Source organism: Rhodoferax sp. (assembly GCF_023701345.1).
Taxonomy (GTDB): Bacteria; Pseudomonadota; Gammaproteobacteria; order Burkholderiales; family Burkholderiaceae_C; genus Rhodoferax.
Genome location: NZ_JAMPXE010000074.1, coordinates 1 through 16,587 on the forward strand (window position 1 = coordinate 1; position 16,587 = coordinate 16,587).

General features: G+C 62.5%; 13 protein-coding genes and 1 tRNA gene. 5 read left to right on the forward strand and 9 right to left on the reverse strand.

Annotated features, from left to right (window positions below):
- On the reverse strand, positions 1-843 hold an 843-nt coding region (locus NDI87_RS11010), incomplete at its 3' end, for a histone deacetylase family protein (RefSeq protein ID WP_296275257.1).
- A gap of 43 nt (positions 844-886) precedes the next feature.
- Between NDI87_RS11010 and NDI87_RS11015 the strand changes: the two genes are divergently transcribed.
- The 4 genes from NDI87_RS11015 (at position 887) to mltB (ending at position 5,966) form a co-directional block, all read left to right on the forward strand.
- A complete protein-coding gene (locus NDI87_RS11015; protein WP_296275258.1) occupies positions 887-1,807 on the forward strand; it encodes a MoxR family ATPase in 921 nt (306 codons plus the stop codon).
- A 22-nt stretch (positions 1,808-1,829) separates the two neighbouring features.
- The gene (locus NDI87_RS11020; RefSeq protein WP_296275259.1) at positions 1,830-2,807 is read left to right on the forward strand and encodes a DUF58 domain-containing protein; all 978 of its coding nucleotides are present in this window, start codon (positions 1,830-1,832) and stop codon (positions 2,805-2,807) included.
- A 7-nt stretch (positions 2,808-2,814) separates the two neighbouring features.
- Positions 2,815-4,857: a DUF3488 and transglutaminase-like domain-containing protein gene (locus NDI87_RS11025; RefSeq protein WP_296275260.1), complete on the forward strand. Its 2,043-nt coding sequence runs from the start codon at positions 2,815-2,817 to the stop codon at positions 4,855-4,857.
- 143 nt (positions 4,858-5,000) lie between these two features.
- Complete coding sequence (mltB, locus tag NDI87_RS11030) at positions 5,001-5,966, forward strand: lytic murein transglycosylase B (RefSeq protein WP_296275268.1); 966 nt, start codon at positions 5,001-5,003, stop codon at positions 5,964-5,966.
- Between the two features lie 11 nt (positions 5,967-5,977).
- Here mltB and NDI87_RS11035 read toward each other — a convergent pair whose 3' ends face one another.
- The 8 genes from NDI87_RS11035 to NDI87_RS11070 form a co-directional block, all read right to left on the reverse strand.
- On the reverse strand, positions 5,978-6,937 hold the full coding sequence (locus NDI87_RS11035) for an alpha-E domain-containing protein (protein WP_296275261.1): 960 nt from the start codon (positions 6,935-6,937) through the stop codon (positions 5,978-5,980).
- A 48-nt stretch (positions 6,938-6,985) separates the two neighbouring features.
- Complete coding sequence (locus NDI87_RS11040) at positions 6,986-8,497, reverse strand: circularly permuted type 2 ATP-grasp protein (protein ID WP_296275262.1); 1,512 nt, start codon at positions 8,495-8,497, stop codon at positions 6,986-6,988.
- Between the two features lie 138 nt (positions 8,498-8,635).
- On the reverse strand, positions 8,636-11,050 hold the full coding sequence (locus NDI87_RS11045) for a DNA internalization-related competence protein ComEC/Rec2 (RefSeq protein ID WP_296275269.1): 2,415 nt from the start codon (positions 11,048-11,050) through the stop codon (positions 8,636-8,638).
- An 84-nt stretch (positions 11,051-11,134) separates the two neighbouring features.
- Positions 11,135-11,968, reverse strand: a complete 834-nt coding sequence (locus tag NDI87_RS11050; RefSeq protein ID WP_296275263.1) for an HDOD domain-containing protein — start codon at positions 11,966-11,968, stop codon at positions 11,135-11,137.
- Between the two features lie 5 nt (positions 11,969-11,973).
- The gene (locus NDI87_RS11055) at positions 11,974-14,400 is read right to left on the reverse strand and encodes a Tex family protein (protein WP_296275264.1); all 2,427 of its coding nucleotides are present in this window, start codon (positions 14,398-14,400) and stop codon (positions 11,974-11,976) included.
- A 74-nt stretch (positions 14,401-14,474) separates the two neighbouring features.
- Positions 14,475-14,972, reverse strand: a complete 498-nt coding sequence (locus tag NDI87_RS11060) for a GNAT family N-acetyltransferase (protein ID WP_296275265.1) — start codon at positions 14,970-14,972, stop codon at positions 14,475-14,477.
- 130 nt (positions 14,973-15,102) lie between these two features.
- Positions 15,103-15,561 carry a PaaI family thioesterase gene (locus tag NDI87_RS11065; protein WP_296275266.1) on the reverse strand — a complete coding sequence of 153 codons (459 nt, stop codon included), beginning with the start codon at positions 15,559-15,561 and terminating at the stop codon, positions 15,103-15,105.
- Positions 15,562-16,350 carry an SDR family oxidoreductase gene (locus NDI87_RS11070; RefSeq protein WP_296275267.1) on the reverse strand — a complete coding sequence of 263 codons (789 nt, stop codon included), beginning with the start codon at positions 16,348-16,350 and terminating at the stop codon, positions 15,562-15,564.
- Positions 16,351-16,509: 159 nt separating this feature from the next.
- On the opposite strand from NDI87_RS11070, the gene NDI87_RS11075 reads away from it, so the two are divergent.
- Positions 16,510-16,585 (forward strand) — tRNA-Asn (locus NDI87_RS11075).
- The last annotated feature ends 2 nt before the right edge of the window (positions 16,586-16,587 follow it).

Sequence of the window (16,587 nt, forward strand, 5' to 3'; positions counted from 1 at the left end):
CACGTCCACGATGCGGCTGGTGATCCAGGCGTAGTCCTGCTCGACCAGACCGAGCTGTCCCATATCGTCTTCACGGTGCGCGTCAAAGCCGGCGCTGATAAAGATCATTTCTGGCTTGAACGCTTCGAGCCGGGGTATCCAGGCGGCCTCGATCATGTCGCGGATGTCCATGCCCTTGGTGTAGGCCGGCACCGGCAGATTGACCAGATTTTTGGCGCTGGAATGCACCCAATCCATCGGGTAAAACGGGTGCTGGTAAAAGCTCACCATCAAAATGCGGTCGTCACCCGCCACGATGTCTTCGGTGCCATTGCCGTGGTGGACGTCAAAGTCAACGATCGCCACACGTTGTAGGTTGTGCCGCTCCAGCGCGTACTTGGCGGCGATCGCCACGTTGTTGAAAAAACAAAAACCCATCGCCTGGTTGCGAGTGGCGTGGTGGCCGGGCGGACGCACCGCACAAAAAGCGGTTTTAAAGTCACCAGCCAACACGGCATCGGTGGCATCTATGGCGGCACCAGCTGCATTGAGTGCCGCCTCCCAGGTGTGGACATTGATGCTGGTATCGGGGTCGATCTGCAGCCAATCATGCCCCCCCGCGGCAATTTGTTCCTTGAGTTCGGCATGCAAGCCGCGAATGGCGGCCACGTACATGCGGTCATGCGCCAGCTCGATGTCCGACACCGCCGCCGCCGTGGCTTCGCGCCGATCCAGCGCCACGTCCAGGCCGGAGATCAACAGACGATCTTCAATGGCATCAAGCCGTTCCGGGCACTCGGGATGGCCCGGCATCATTTCATGCATGCGGCAACTTGGGTGAGTAAAGTATCCGGTCATCGTCATATGCAACAGTCTCCTCGTCTAATTTTTTGGTAACGTGTGTTCTATGGACACACAGCACAAACTTAAATCTCTTGTTGATCAGCTTAACACGGTCATTGTTGGCAAACCTGATCAAACACAAGATTGTGTAGCATGTCTATTGGCCGGCGGGCACCTGTTGATCGAAGATGTGCCGGGTGTCGGCAAGACCACCCTCGCCCATGCATTGGCCCGCACTTTTGGCCTGCAGTTTTCCCGCGTGCAATTTACCTCGGACCTGATGCCCAGCGACTTGTCAGGCGTATCGGTCTATGACCGCGGCCTGGAACAGTTCATCTTTCACCCCGGGCCGCTGTTTGCCCAGGTGCTGCTGGCCGACGAGATCAACCGAGCCAGTCCCAAAACCCAAAGCGCCCTGCTGGAGGCGATGGAAGAAAAGCAGGTCACCATCGAAGGCGAAACGCGACCCCTGCCTGCGCCTTTTTTTGTCATCGCCACGCAAAACCCGCACGACCAGTTGGGCACTTACTTGTTGCCCGAATCCCAGCTGGACCGGTTTCTGATGCGCATCTCGCTGGGCTACCCCGACCGCAACGCAGAACGCGAATTGCTGATGGGGCGTGACCGGCGCGAGCTGGTCGAAGCGCTGCCGAGCCTGCTGAGCCTGGAAGAACTGCAGGCACTGCAAAGCCATGTGCTGGCGGTGCATGCCGCCGGGCCGCTGCTCGATTATGTGCAGGACCTGATCCGGGCCACCCGTTCGGGACAATGGTTCATGCAGGGCTTGAGCCCGCGCGCCGGCATTGCCGTATTGCGCGCCGCCAAAGCCCGCGCCATGCTGAATGGGCGCAGCTATGTGGCACCTGACGATGTGCAGGCCATCCTGCCGCAAACCATCGCCCACCGGCTGCTGCCGCTGAGCCAGGCCGGACGTGGCGCCAATGAACAGGTGCGCGCCATGCTCGATGCTGTGCCACTGCCTTGATCTCCCTCGAAACGCCTACCTTGTGAACCTTTTGCCGCATCCGCTGCGCCACCCCTTGGCCCATGTGCAAGCCCGCCTGGCACGCTGGTGGCAGAACCGCCTGCCGCTGAGCGACCGCGTCACGCTGACCCAGCGCAATGTGTACATCCTGCCCACCCGTGCCGGTTTCATGCTGGGCCTGACCCTGCTGGTGCTGCTGGTGGCCGCCATCAACTACCAGCTCAACCTGGGCTATTTGCTGACGTTTTTGCTGACTGGCAGCGCACTGGTGGGCATGCATGTCGGACATGGCACCCTGCGCGGATTGAACCTGAACCTGACCGCACCCGAGGCCATTCACGCAGGCGCCAAAGCCATTTTCACCGTCCATTTGCACAACAGCCGCAAGCGCACGCGCTACGGCATCGGGCTGGCGGTGCTGGACGCCGGGCAATGGGCCTGGACCGATGTGGCCGGCCAGGCCAGCAGCACGGTGCAACTGGCCTACCTGCCCGAGCGGCGTGGCCTGCACCGGCTGCCGACCTTGACCGCCGAGACGCATTTTCCACTGGGCACTTTTCGGATCTGGACGGTGTGGCGCCCGGCCGCCCAGGTGCTGGTCTACCCGGCACCCGAAGTGCCCGCAGCACCCTTGCCTGCCGGCCAGGCCCATGAAGGCAGCGCCCATGCCAGCGTCACCGCTGTGCAAGGCGAGCCCGATGGCCTGCGCGCCTACCGCCGCGGCGATGCCCTGAAAACCATTGTCTGGAAAAAAGCTGCCAAGACCGGCGAACTGGTCAGCCGCGACAGCCAGACCCTGCAGCAGCAAACCCTGTGGCTGGACCAGCAACAGACCGGCCTGAACCAGCCTGAAGCACAACTCAGCCGGCTATGCGCCTGGGTACTGCAGGCCGACCAGCTGGGCCTGATCTACGGGCTGCGCCTGAAAAACCAGGAGATCGCGCCCGCCAGCGGCCTGACCCACCAGCAACGCTGCCTGCGCGCCCTGGCGCTGGCGTGACCACCCCATGAAACTGCCAACGCTCAACCACTTGCCACGTGACACCCGGGACACCTTGTTTGTGCTCGCGGTCATCGCCTGGGTGATCGCCCCGCTGACCCCGGAACTCCCGCTCTGGTGCAGCCTGCTGAGCGCGGCCGTCATGTTATGGCGCGGGGTGCTGGCCTGGCGCGGCCAGCCCCTGCCCTCCAGATGGTGGCTGCTGGGCTTGCTGGCCCTGTGCCTGGGAGCGACCCTGATCAGCTTCAAGACCCTGTTGGGCCGCGACGCCGGCGTGACGATGGTGGTGGCCTTGCTGGCACTCAAAACGCTGGAGCTGCGCGCCCGTCGGGATGCCTTTGTGGTGTTTTTTCTCGGCTTCTTTTTAATACTGACCCATTTTTTCTACTCGCAGTCGCTGCTCACCGCCGCCGCCATGCTGGTGGCGCTGCTGGGACTGCTGACGGCGCTGGTCAACGCCCACATGCCGGTGGGCAAACCCCCGCTGTGGCAGGCGGCGCGTCTGGCCGGTAGCATGGCACTGCTGGGGGCGCCCATCATGGTGCTGCTGTTTGTGCTGTTTCCACGCATGGCGCCGCTGTGGGGCTTGCCCAGTGACGCCATGACCGGACGCAGCGGCCTGTCCGCCAGCATGACGGTGGGCAACATTGCCAGCCTGGCGCTGGACGGCAGTGTCGCGATGCGAGTGCGTTTTGAGGGCACGCCGCCGCCGCAGTCGGCGCTCTACTTTCGCGGCCCGGTGCTGTCGCACTTTGACGGCCGCGCCTGGCAGGCCAGGCCGTCGCCCCTGCCCAACCGCTTGCAGCTGCCAGCCGACCTGCAGGTCACGGGCGACCCCGTGCGCTACCAGATCACGCTGGAGCCCAACCGGCTGCCCTGGCTGCTGGTGCTCGATGCCACGCCGCAAGCCCCTGCGCTGGCGGGAAAAACAGCGCGCATGACGCGCGAATTGCAGTGGATTCTTGACCAGCCCGTCACCGACCTGCTGCGCTACGACGCCCTGAGCTACCCTGTTTTCCAGCACGGTCCGCGCCAGCGTGTGCCGGGTCTGGAAGAGTACCTGGCGCTGCCCAACGGCTACAACCCGCGCACCCTGCAGCTGGCCGCCGAGTTGCAGCGCGATCCGCGTTACGCCCGTTCCAGCAACGCCCAATGGGTGGATGTCGCGCTGCAGCGCCTGCGCAGCGGCGGCTACCGCTACACGCTGGAGCCCGGCGTATTTGGCCAGCACAGCGCCGACGAATTCTGGTTTGACCGCAAGCAAGGTTTTTGCGAGCACATTGCCTCCAGCTTCGTCATCCTGATGCGGGCCCTGAACGTGCCCGCTCGCATCGTCACCGGTTACCAGGGAGGCGAAAGGAACCCGGTCGATGATTTCTGGACCGTGCGCCAAAGCGATGCCCACGCCTGGACCGAAGTGTGGCTGGAGGGCCAGGGCTGGCAGCGCGTGGACCCGACCTCGGCCGTCGCCCCGGACCGCACCGGCACGCTGCAGCGCCTGACGCCGCCGCGCGGTGTGATTGCCAACGCCATTTTTGCCACCGTGAATCCTGCGCTGATGCGCCATCTGCGCGCCGCCTGGGAAGCCGTCAACAACCGCTGGAACCAATGGGTACTGAACTACACCCAGAGCAGGCAACTCGACTTGTTGAAAAACATCGGCTTCAAGGAACCCAACTGGCAAGACCTCATTTATGTGCTGTGCGCCCTTGTGGTTGCAGCCAGCCTGGGCGCTGCCGCCTGGAGCGCGTGGGAGCGACACCAGCAAGACCCCTGGCTGCGCCTGCTGCAGCAAGGAATACTCAAACTGCGCGCAGCAGGCATGCAGATCGCGCTCCACAGCACACCACGCCAAATGGCGCAGCATTTGCTGGCCACCTCCCGGACTGCTTCGCCGCAGCAAAACCCTGAACGTCAAGCCTGGCATGACTGGCTGATCAGGCTGGAAAAACTGCGCTATGCGCCGCCAGACCCTGAGCAGGCCGGTCATTTCAGACAGCAGCTCGCTACACTGCACCGTGAACTCAAACAAATGCCGTGGCCCAAGTGAAATTAACCGTACCTTCAAAACATTGGCAGCTTGAAAAGCGCCTTGCATGTGTGCTGCTGGTGGCGGCTTGCGCGCTGCCCGTCAGCGCCACAGCGGCAAAACACAACAAAAAACCGGCCAGGGGGGCGAGCAGCCAGACCTCCGTGCCCGGCCCCAGCTACAGCCAGCGGCTCGATGCCCTGCAAGCGGCGGAGGACATCGCCCAACGCCAGCACCTTGACCGCGACTGGGTGCGCCAGACCCTGGGCCAGGCCAACTATGTTGCCGCCATTGCCAAAGCCGTGACGCCACCGGCAGTGGGTGTCGCCAAGAACTGGCAGCTCTACCGCAGCCGTTTTGTCGAGCCACTGCGCATTCGCGCCGGCGTTGCTTTCTGGCTGGCGCACCGCGACACCCTGCAGCGGGCCGAGCGCGAGACCGGTGTGCCCGCTGACATCATGGTTGGCATCCTCGGTGTGGAAACCATCTATGGACAGCAAACGGGCAATTTCCGGGTGCTTGATGCACTGGCCACGCTGGCCTTTGACTTTCCGGCCAGCCACCCGCGCGCGGTGGAACGCAGCGCCTATTTCAAGACGGAACTCGAACAGTTCTTGAGTTGGACCTTCAGCAGCGGGCGCGACCCGCTGGCCCTCAAGGGCAGTTATGCCGGCGCCATGGGCCTGCCCCAGTTCATGCCTTCAAGCTGGGCCAGATACGCGGTCGACTTTGACGGCGATGGCGTGGTGGATTTGCTGGGCAGCCCGGCCGATGCGATTGGTTCGGTCGCCAACTACCTCAAGACCTTCAACTGGCAACCCGGTCTGGCCACCCATTTCCCGCTGGAGTTCGATGCCAGCAAGCTCGACATGACGACGCTCATGGCCCCCGACATCCTGCCCACGTTCAGCGTGGAAAATTTTCAGGCCAAGGGCGTGGTGCTCAGTGGCGAGGCACTCAAGCACACAGGCAAGCTGGCCTTGATCGAATTGCAAAACGGTGATGCGGCGCCAAGCTATGTGGCAGGCACCGACAACTTTTACGCCATCACCCGCTACAACTGGAGCAGTTATTACGCCATGGCAGTGATCGAACTGGGGCAAGCCGTGGCCCAGGCCATGCCACACTGACCCCCGGTATTTCAGACCGGCACCGGCACCAAAAAATCGCGGCTGATGTGGGCCCCCAGGTCGTTGATGCGGTCCAGGAACTGGGTCAGATAGGCGTGCAGACCGGTCGCCAGAATCTCGTCAATGCGGCCGTATTGCAATTCGGCGCGCAACTTGCCGGCGCGGCGCTGGGTTTCCTTTGACTGGTCATTGGCCACCAGCGCCAGATTGGCCACCACTTCGTTGAGGCTGGCGTGTAAGGAGCGTGGCATGTCGGGGCGCAAGATCAGCAAGTCTGCCACCCGCTCGGGCCGGATCACGTCACGGTAGACCTTGCGATAAACCTCGAAGCCGCTGACGCTGCGCAAGATCGCACTCCAGTGGTAAAAATCGTACTCCTGGTCCTTGCCGTTGGCGATGCCATAAAAGTCGCTTTCGACGGCGTGAAACTTGACATCAACCAGCCGCGCAGTGTTGTCGGCCCGTTCCAGAAAGGTGCCCAGACGCATGAAGTGCAGCGCCTCGTCCATCAGCATGGTGCCGACCGTGACGCCGCGTGACAGGTGCGAGCGAAACTTGACCCACTCAAAAAACTGCGAGGGGTCGGCCTCGAATTCACCCTGCTTGATCATGCGTTTCACTTCCAGCCAGGTCTGGTTTTGCGTCTCCCACACCTCGGTGGTGAGCGTGCCGCGCACGGCGCGGGCGTTTTCGCGCGCGGCACTCAGGCAAGACACAATGCTGGACGGGTTTTCCTCGTCCTTGACCATGAAGTCCATCACCTCCTTGGCAAGGATCGCGTCGTGTTTTTCCTTGTAGGCAGGCAACAACTCGCTGATCGACAGCAGTCCCTGCCAGCCAGCTCGGGCCACCGCCTCGGATTGCGGCAGCAGCGTGGTCTGGTAGTTCACATCAAGCAGGCGTGCCGTGTTTTCGGCGCGCTCGGTGTAGCGATTCATCCAGAAAAGGTGGTCGGCGGTTCGTGACAACATACAGGCTTTCTGTTAAATGGCGGGTGATTCAGGACTTGTATGACGGCTTCAGGCCGCCTGGCTTTGCGACTGCGTCAGCGCCTGAGGCCGTGCGGGCGAGGCTTCGTCTTCCAGAATCCAGGTGTCCTTGGTGCCGCCACCCTGCGACGAATTGACCACCAGCGAACCCTCCTTGAGCGCCACGCGCGTCAGGCCACCCGGCACCATTTGCACGGTTTTGCCCGACAACACATAAGGCCGCAGGTCGATGTGGCGCGGTGCAATGCCACTTTCGACAAAGGTCGGGCAGCTTGACAGGCTCAGCGTGGGCTGCGCGATGTAGCCGCCCGGGTTGGCCAGCACGGCCTTTTTGAAGTCTTCGACCTCGGCCTTGGTCGCCGCCGGCCCCACCAGCATGCCGTAACCACCCGCACCATGCACTTCCTTGACCACCAGATCTTTCATGTTGGCGATCACATAAGACAACTCGTCCTTGTTGCGGCACATGTAGGTCGGCACGTTGTTCAAAATGGGCTTTTCACCGAGGTAGAACTCGATCATCTTGGGCACGTAGGGGTAGATCGATTTGTCATCTGCCACGCCGGTACCGACACCGTTGCAGATGTTGATGTGGCCCGCCTTGTAGACATCCAGCAGCCCGGCACAGCCCAGCGTGGAGGTGGGGCGGAACACCTTGGGGTCCAAAAAGTCGTCATCGACGCGGCGGTAGATCACGTCCACCCGCTGCGGGCCACGGGTGGTGCGCATGTAGCAGAAATTGTCCTTGACGAACAAGTCCTGGCCTTCGACCAGTTCAATGCCCATTTGCTGCGCCAGAAAGGCGTGCTCAAAATACGCGCTGTTGTACATGCCGGGCGTGAGCACCACCACGGTGGGTTCGGCGGTGGTGGCCGGACTGCTTTGACGCAGCGTGTCCAGCAGCAAGTCCGGGTAATGGGCGATGGGCGCGACGCGGTGGGCAGAAAAAAGATCGGGGAAAAGCCGCATCATCATCTTGCGGTCTTCCAGCATGTAACTGACACCGCTGGGCACGCGCAGGTTGTCTTCGAGCACGTAGTATTCGCCCTTGCCCTTGGCATCCGGCGCGCGCACGATGTCGATGCCCGAGATTTGCGAATAGATGCTGTTGGGCAGGTCGACCCCCATCATTTGCGGCCGGAACTGGGCATTGTTTTCAATTTGCTCACGTGGGATCAGTCCTGCCTTGAGAATTTCCTGGTCGTGGTAGATGTCATGCAGGAATCGGTTCAGGGCCGTGACACGCTGCTCCAGCCCACGCTCCATGCTGCGCCATTCGTGCGCCGGGATGATGCGCGGGATCAGGTCGAAGGGAATCAAACGCTCGGTGCCCGCGCCGTCCTCGTCCTTCTCGCCATACACCGCGAACGTGATGCCGACGCGACGAAAGATCATCTCGGCCTCTTCACGCCGCTTGGCCATCATGTTGCCCGGCTGACGTGCCAGCCACTCGTCGTAAATTTTGTAATGATCCCGGATCTTTGCGCCATGCGTGAAAAACTCATAGGGCAACTTGGTGTACATCTCGTCGAATTTCTGCATGATCTATTACTCCTGCAACTTACTTAGCAAACTTTGGGCCAGAGCGGTAATAAACACGTCATTGCGAGCGAAGCGCGGCAATCCATGACGTCCTGGATTGCCACGTCGCTTCGCTCCTCGCAATGACGATACACGCCCTCATGGCACCAAATGATGCCAATAGCGTTTTTGCACTTTCCGCGCGCATTGCACTTGATCCGGGATCCACGACTGCCAGCTTGCCGCACCACAATGAGGCGTGTCGATCAGCTTGATATGGCGTACATCGTAACGCACCAAGACAGGGCCTGCTGGGTGACCAAATCGATTTCTGTAGCCCGCCTGCACGATCGCAAAGCGCGGCTGCACCGCATCCAGAAAAATCTCGCTGCTGGAGGTTTTGCTGCCATGGTGCGGCACCAGCAGCACATCGGCGTGCAAGCGCCCTGACGGCTGGCCTGGCATGGCTTGCTTGTCCTGGACCGATGCCACCAGTTGCGCCTCCTGCGCCTGCTCGATGTCGCCTGCCAGCAGCACGGCCTGCGCACCATTGGAAATGCGCAAGATGCAACTCAATGCATTGGGTTTGCGCGCGTCGACATAGTCACCGGCCTGCGGATGCAGCACCTCGAAGTCCACACCATCCCACTGCCAGCGCTGACCCACCTGGCAGCGTGTGGCAGGCCGCAGGGCCTGCAGTGCGTGCTCCGGCTCGATCGAACTCAACAAACCCGTCTGTGGCTGCATTTGCAAGACCGCCACGGCACCACCGGTATGGTCGCTGTCACGGTGGCTCAGCACCAGGGTATCGAGCTGCACCCCCAGGGAGCGCAACAATGGCACCAGCACCCGGTGCCCGGCATCACTTTCGCGGCTGTACATGGGGCCAGCGTCATAAAGCAAGGCGTGCTGCGCGGTGCGCACCAGCACCGCGTTGCCCTGCCCCACGTCGGCCGCCAGCAGGTCAAATTCGCCCGACGGGATCGGCTGCACCTGCCAGAGCAGCACTGGCAGCAGCAGCGGCGCCCCGGCCAGGCGCAGCGGCCAGGGCAGGCGCAACGCCAGCACCAGGCCACCCAGCACACCCGCCACGCCGGCCCACCACGGCGCTTGTGCCAGACTGATGCTGGCCCAGGGCCATTGCGCCAGGCCGCGCAACACCTGCGCCAACAGCCCGATGGACCAGGCTGCCAGATCCCACAGCGGATGCAGCAGCACGCCCAGCATGGCCAGTGGCGTCACCACCAGGGTGACCCACGGGATCGCCAGCGCATTGGCCAGCAAGCCCACCAGCGACACCTGGCCAAACAACAGCAAACTCAAGGGGGTGAGCGCCAGCGTGATCACCCATTGCTCACGCATCAATACCAGGAATCGTGCCCTCAAGCCAGAACGCCCGGCCTGGAAAACACCTGCATCGGTCGCAAACAACACGCCCACCGCCACAAAACTCAACCAGAAACCCGCTTGCAGCAGCGCCCACGGATCCACCGCCACCACCACCGCACAGGCCAGCAACCAGACCTGCGGCCACGGCCAGCGTACACCCAGCAGGCGCAGGGCGCCGACCGTGGCCAGCATCAGCACAGTGCGTTGCGCGGGTACACCCCAGCCGCTGAACAAGGCATAGGCCGTGGCCAGCGCCATGCCACCGAGCAAGGCGGCAGTGGGAGCGGACACGCGCAGGCACAGCCAGGCCGAGCGTCGCCACAACCAGCCCAGTGCCAGCGCCGCTGCCCAGGCAAACATGGTGATGTGCAAGCCCGAAATGCTCATCAGATGGGCCACGCCGGTGGCCCTGAAAACATCCCAGTCAGCGCGCTCAATGGCCGCCTGATCGCCCACCACCAGCGCAGCAATCAGTCCGGCGGCATCCGAGTCGGCGAGTCGCAACAAAATCTGATCCCGCACCTGGCCGCGCAGCCATTGCACCGGGCGCTGCCAGGTCATGACCAGCCGCAGCGGCGCTGGATCGCGCGGGCCGGCGCGCACATAGCCGGTGGCCTGCACGCCTTGCACCCACTGCCACAATTCGTAATCAAAGCCATGCGGATTGATGTTGCCGTGCGGGGCTTTCAGGCGCACTGTCATTTGCCATCGTTCTCCCGCCTGCAATGGCGCCGGCCGGCGCTGCAATTCACCCGTGGATTCGCCGGAACCTTCGCCACGTGCATAAACACCGGCATACCAGCCCAGCTCCAGCCGCGGCGGCAAGCGCAGTTGCTCGCCCTCCAGGCTGGCGCTTTCCAGATCCAGCAGGAAGCGCACGCCACCCTCAAACTGCTGTGGCATCGCCGCCACCACCCCGGTCACGGCAATGTCACGCCCTTCCAGCGCGGGAGCCAGGGCCTGACTGCCAAAGGCCTGGGCGCGCCAGCCTGTGCTGGCAAACGCCAGCACGACAAACGCAGCCCCGAGCAGGCTCCAGCGCCAGGCCGGCCAGCGTGCGCGCAGACTCAAGCCCAGCAACAGCAGGCCCGGCAACAGCCCGAGAAGGTAACCGCTGGCTGACAACAGCGTGGTCTGCTGCAACTGCAAGGCGTTGCCCAGCAACAAGCCCAGCAGCGCAGGCATCAGGCCATGGATGGGGCTGAACCGAGCCTCCGACGCGGGCAGATGCGGGCTGGCATCCATGTCAAGCGCCCGCATTCCAGTCGATCAGGTTGGGGCAGTTGCAACCACGCGCCCGCCCACCTGGGACGACCAGTCGATGGGGTCCTGCTGCAGCACCATGTCGATGTCGAGCCCCAACATTTCAGCCACCAGCGACGGGAAAGTGACCGTCAGTGCGTTCTTTTGCAAACCCAACTGGTTGGCGCGGGCTCGCCATTGAGCCAGGTGCATGACCCCCGCCAGCGGCTCACAGGCATCGTTGTCAAAGGGCGCGTCGGCATAGGCCAGCGCATCGCACAAAATCTGCGGCAATTGCGCCTGCCTGGCCAGTGCCGAACTGACGTCCAGGTAACAAAACCCGAAATCCTGGCGCTCAACAAAGGCACGGTTGAGGTCCAGCGGCGGACAGCTTTCATCCAGTTCTGCAACTTGCGGCAAGGCCGCGCGCAGGGTCAATTCACCCAGCGCATGGATCAGCCCGGTCACGTAGGCTGCCTGCTGGTTGTATTGCAACAAGCCGGCCAGGGCGCGTGCCACACGCGCACAGTCCTGGCTGTAGCCCCAAAACTGGGCCAAAGGCAAACCGGCGCCCACCTTGAAAGAGGCCTGCCCGATGGCCCGACTGACCATCGCTTGCAGCTGATCCAGATGCAGCAGCGCCAGGGCCTCCGAGGCGCTGTTCACCTGGCCACTCAGCCCCAAGGAAGGCTCGTTGGCCGCCTGCAATACGCGCAAAGTCAGCACCGGATCGGCCTTGATGAACTGGTCAATGCGGCGCAAATCAGGCTGCCACTGTTTGAGCTCAGTCAACAGCAAAGCCAGCAGCCGCGGGCTGCTCGGCAGCGGGGTTGGATGGGCCAGCAGGTCAGCCAGTTGCATAACGGCTAGTGACCCAGGTTTTTGAGCTTGGCAAATGCAGAAGACATGGTGGTTGATTGTGGCGCATGCGCGCCCTGTCCTGTGCTGTTGCCAAAACCCTGGCCACCGGTGCGGCCCCGTTGCTGCGCATTGGCACCCTGAAAGCGGTTGTCGCCGGCACTGCCGCTGCGCGCCGGGGCGGCACCGAGCTTCATGGTGAGCGCGATGCGCTTGCGCGCCACGTCCACCTCCACCACCTGAACCTTGACGATGTCTCCGGTTTTGACAACCTCGCGGGCATCGGTGACAAACTTGTGGCTGAGCTGGCTCACATGCACCAGCCCGTCCTGGTGCACGCCCAGGTCAATGAAGGCACCAAAGGCGGCGACGTTGCTGACCGTGCCTTCGAGCACCATGCCTTCCTTGAGGTCCTTGATGTCTTCGACTCCGTCGTTGAAACGCGCCACCTTGAAGTCCGGGCGCGGATCGCGACCGGGTTTTTCCAGCTCGCCCAGAATGTCTTTCACCGTGATGACGCCGAATTGCGCATTGGCAAACAACTCGGGGCGCAGCGTTTTGAGCATGTCGGTGCGTCCCATGAGCTCGGTCACCGGCTTGCCGGTCTGGTGCATGATTTGCTCCACCACCGGGTAGGTTTCGGGGTGCACGCCGGTCATGTCGAGCGGGTTGGCGCCGCCGCGAATGCGCAGAAAACCGGCGCTTTGCTCAAAGGTCTTGGCACCCAGGCCGGTGACCTTGAGCAAGTCCTGGCGGCTGGCAAAAGCGCCGTTGGTTTCGCGCCAGCGCACCACCGCCTTGGCCACGCTGGCACTCAGGCCCGACACCCGGCTGAGCAGCGGCACGCTGGCCATGTTGAGGTCGACGCCAACCGAGTTGACGCAGTCTTCCACCACCGCGTCCAGCGTTTTGGCCAGATCGCTCTGGTTCACATCGTGCTGGTATTGGCCCACGCCGATGCTTTTGGGGTCGATCTTGACGAGTTCAGCCAACGGGTCCTGCAGGCGCCGGGCAATGCTGGCGGCACCGCGCAGGCTGACATCGACATCGGGCATTTCCTGCGAGGCGAATTCGCTGGCGGAATACACCGACGCCCCGGCTTCGCTGACCACCACTTTTTCCATCAGTCGCTCGGAGGATTTGGCCATGAGCTTGATCAGGTCAGCGGCCAACTTGTCGGTCTCGCGGCTGGCGGTGCCATTGCCAATGGCAATCAGGTTGACGCCGTGTTTTTCACACAGTTTGGCCAGGATGTGGAGCGAGCCGTCCCAGTCCTTGCGTGGCTCGTGCGGGTACACCGTTGTGGTGTCCACCAGCTTGCCGGTGGCATCGACCACCGCCACCTTGACCCCGGTGCGAATGCCGGGGTCCAGCCCCAGCACCACGCGCGGGCCCGCCGGTGCGGCCAGCAACAGGTCGCGCAGGTTGTCGGCAAAGACCTTGATGGCCACGCGTTCGGCTTCTTCCCTGAGCCGGGCAAACAGGTCGCGCTCGGTGGACAGGCTCAATTTGACGCGCCAGGTCCAGGCCACGCATTTGCGGATCAAGTCGTCGGCCGGGCGACCCTGGTGGCTCCAGCCGAGCTTCAGGGCGATGCGGCCTTCGGCCAGCGACACGGCAGGCGCAGCCCTGGATTTGAGCGCGGCAGCGGGGGCAGGCGCGGGCATATCCGGCTCTGGTAGCACCAGTTTGGCATCGAGGATGTCGAGACTGCGGCCGCGAAACACCGCCAGTGCCCGATGCGATGGCACACGGCAAATCGGCTCGTCATAGTCGAAATAGTCGCGAAACTTGGCCACATCGGCATGGTTCTCGTCCTTGCCGGCCATCAACCTGGATTGCAGCAACCCTTCGCTCCAGAGCCACTCGCGCAGGTCTTGCACCAGCGCCGGAGTCTCGGCCCAGCGCTCGCTCAAGAGGTCGCGCACGCCGTCCAGCACCGCGGGCACGGTGGAAAAATCAGGCTGTTTGTCTTCGCCTTCGACCACCGGGCGCATCGGAATCACATAGGCCAGCGCTTCATCAGCCGGCACCAGGGCCGGGTTGACAAACAGGGCATCTGCCAGTGGCTCCAGCCCGGCTTCACGCGCCAGCTGCCCCTTGGTTCGGCGCTTGAGTTTGTAAGGTAGATACAGGTCTTCAAGCTCTTGTTTGGTCGCCGCAGCGTGCAGCGCGGCCAGCAGCGCGGGCGTCAGCTTGCCCTGTTCGTCAATGGCCTTGATGACGGTCTGCAGGCGGTCGCGCAGCTCGCGCAGGTAGCCCAGGCGCGCCTCCAACTCACGCAGCTGGATGTCGTCCAGGCCACCGGTCACTTCTTTGCGGTAGCGGGCAATAAAAGGCACGGTGGCACCGCCGTCGAGCAGTTCCACGGCAGCCACCACCTGGTGCGCCTGCACCCTTATTTCTTGCGCGATTTGCGCGATGATTTTTTGCATGAGTCAATGAAAAGCCAACGCCCGGCTGGCTGAAAAAATACAAGGCTGCGAGTGTGCCACAGGGTGTATGGCTGTCATGCCTCCAGCAGCATTTCGAGGTGCGCAATGCCATCTTCCATGTAGGGCTTGCCGACATCCTTAAAACCATGCTTGGCATAATACCCCTGCAAATGCGCCTGGGCGCCAATGCGAATGGCCTGCGGCCCCCACACCTGGCTGATGGCGGCCACCGCCTGCTCCATCAGCGTGTGCCCCAAGCCGGTGCCGCGGGCGCACTGGCGTATCAGGACCCGGCCAATGCTGGCCTCGGGAAACTTGACACCTGGTGCAAAGCAGCGCGCATAAGCCTTCAATTCTTCCCCTTGCACGCCCAGCAAATGCATGGCCTCACGGTCATGGCCGTCAATGTCCTGGTAAACGCACTGCTGTTCCACCACAAACACCTCACTGCGCAGGCGCAATACCTCGTACAGCTCGCCCACGCGCAAATCCTCAAACGACATCAGGCGCCACACCGGGATGTGCGTTTCACGAGACCTTGATGATCCCACCGACCAAAATTTGAAAGTCATGCTGTCAGCTCCTGATTAAGCGCATCGCCAATTTGCGGAAAGTGCACCTGCACCACGCCGATTTTTCCCGAAAACGGCGACATGGTGTCATGGTGAAGGATGAGATTTGTCATGGTGCGACGTTCTTTTTCTATTGATCCAATGGCTTCTCGGGCGCATTTAGCGGGTGAGCCGTTTTGGGGCCGGTGGGCAGACGCCGGATGTATTTGAAGGTGCCGGTGGCATGGGCGCATGGCTTGCCATGGGCATCAAACACCGTGGCCTCAGTGAACGCCAGCGTTGCGGTGCGGTGCATCAAGCTACCTTTGGCCGTCAGGTGCCCGCGTGAGGGCTGCATGAAACTGGTTTTCATCTCAATGGTGACCACGCCCATGTCTTTCAGGCCGCTGCGTGCCGCCATGGCCATGGTTACGTCCAGCAGCGTCATCAAGGCGCCGCCATGCGTCACGCTGTAAGAGTTCAGATGCTCGTGTTGGGGCGCATAGGTGACCTCTGAAACGCCGCCCTCGAATACTGTGAGCACGAAACCCAGGTGCTTCACAAACGGGATCGCAATGCCAAAGTCGGTCGTGGGTAGTGAAGTTGTCATTCAGCCTCCGATGACCGCGCTCACACCGCCATCCACCGCCAGCCATTGGCCGGTGATGTGCTTGCCCGCCGCGCTGGCAAACAGCAAAGTGGCGCCTTTCAGGTCTTCATCATCGCCCAGCCGTTGCAGCGGTGCGCTGGCTGCCAGCTTGTCGGCACCCAGTGCGGCAATGGTACCGGCGGTCATCCTGCTGTGGAACATCCCCGGGCAAATGGCATTGACGTTGATGCCGTAACGGCCCCACTCGCAGGCCAGCGCACGCGTGAAGTTGATCACCGCGCCCTTGCTGGTGTTGTAGGCCAGGGTGGTCATACCAGGCGGGTTGCCACCCAACCCGGCAATGGAAGCCACGTTGATGATGCGCCCGCCGCGGCCAATCATGCTGTGTTTGCCCACCAACTGGCTGAGCAAAAAGTAGCCGCGCACGTTCAGGTTCATCACTTTGTCCCAGGCGGCCACCGGGTGGTCCTGCGCCGGCGCGCCCCAGGTGGCACCGGCGTTGTTGACCAGAATGTCCACATCGCCCATGCGCTGCAGGGTCTCGGACACCAGTTTTTGCAGGTCGGCCTCGACCGCGCAATCGGCCGCCACCCAGCGCGCGTCGATGCCGGCGTCCTGCAGCTCGGCACAGGCAAGCTCAAGCTCGTCGGCCTTGCGCGCGCACAGCATGATGCGCGCGCCCGCCTCACCCAGCGCATGCGCCATTTGCAGACCCAGCCCGCGCGAGCCGCCCGTGATCACGGCCGTTTGACCGGTGAGGTCGAAAAGTTGTTGGGTGGTTCGGGTCATGGCAGGTGACGCTATTGATGATCGTCAAATTATGACCGAGTCGTCCGCTTTGACACATCACTCGCATCAAAACCAATCTGCAGACCCAATTGAAAGCACGCAAATTTTGCTGACTCAAGCCAAAACAGCAAAAAAACTCCCCTATAATTCAGGGCTTGTTCCTCGATAGCTCAGTTGGTAGAGCGCCGGACTGTTAATCCGTAGGTCCCTGGTTCGAGCCCAGGTCGAGGAGCCAAA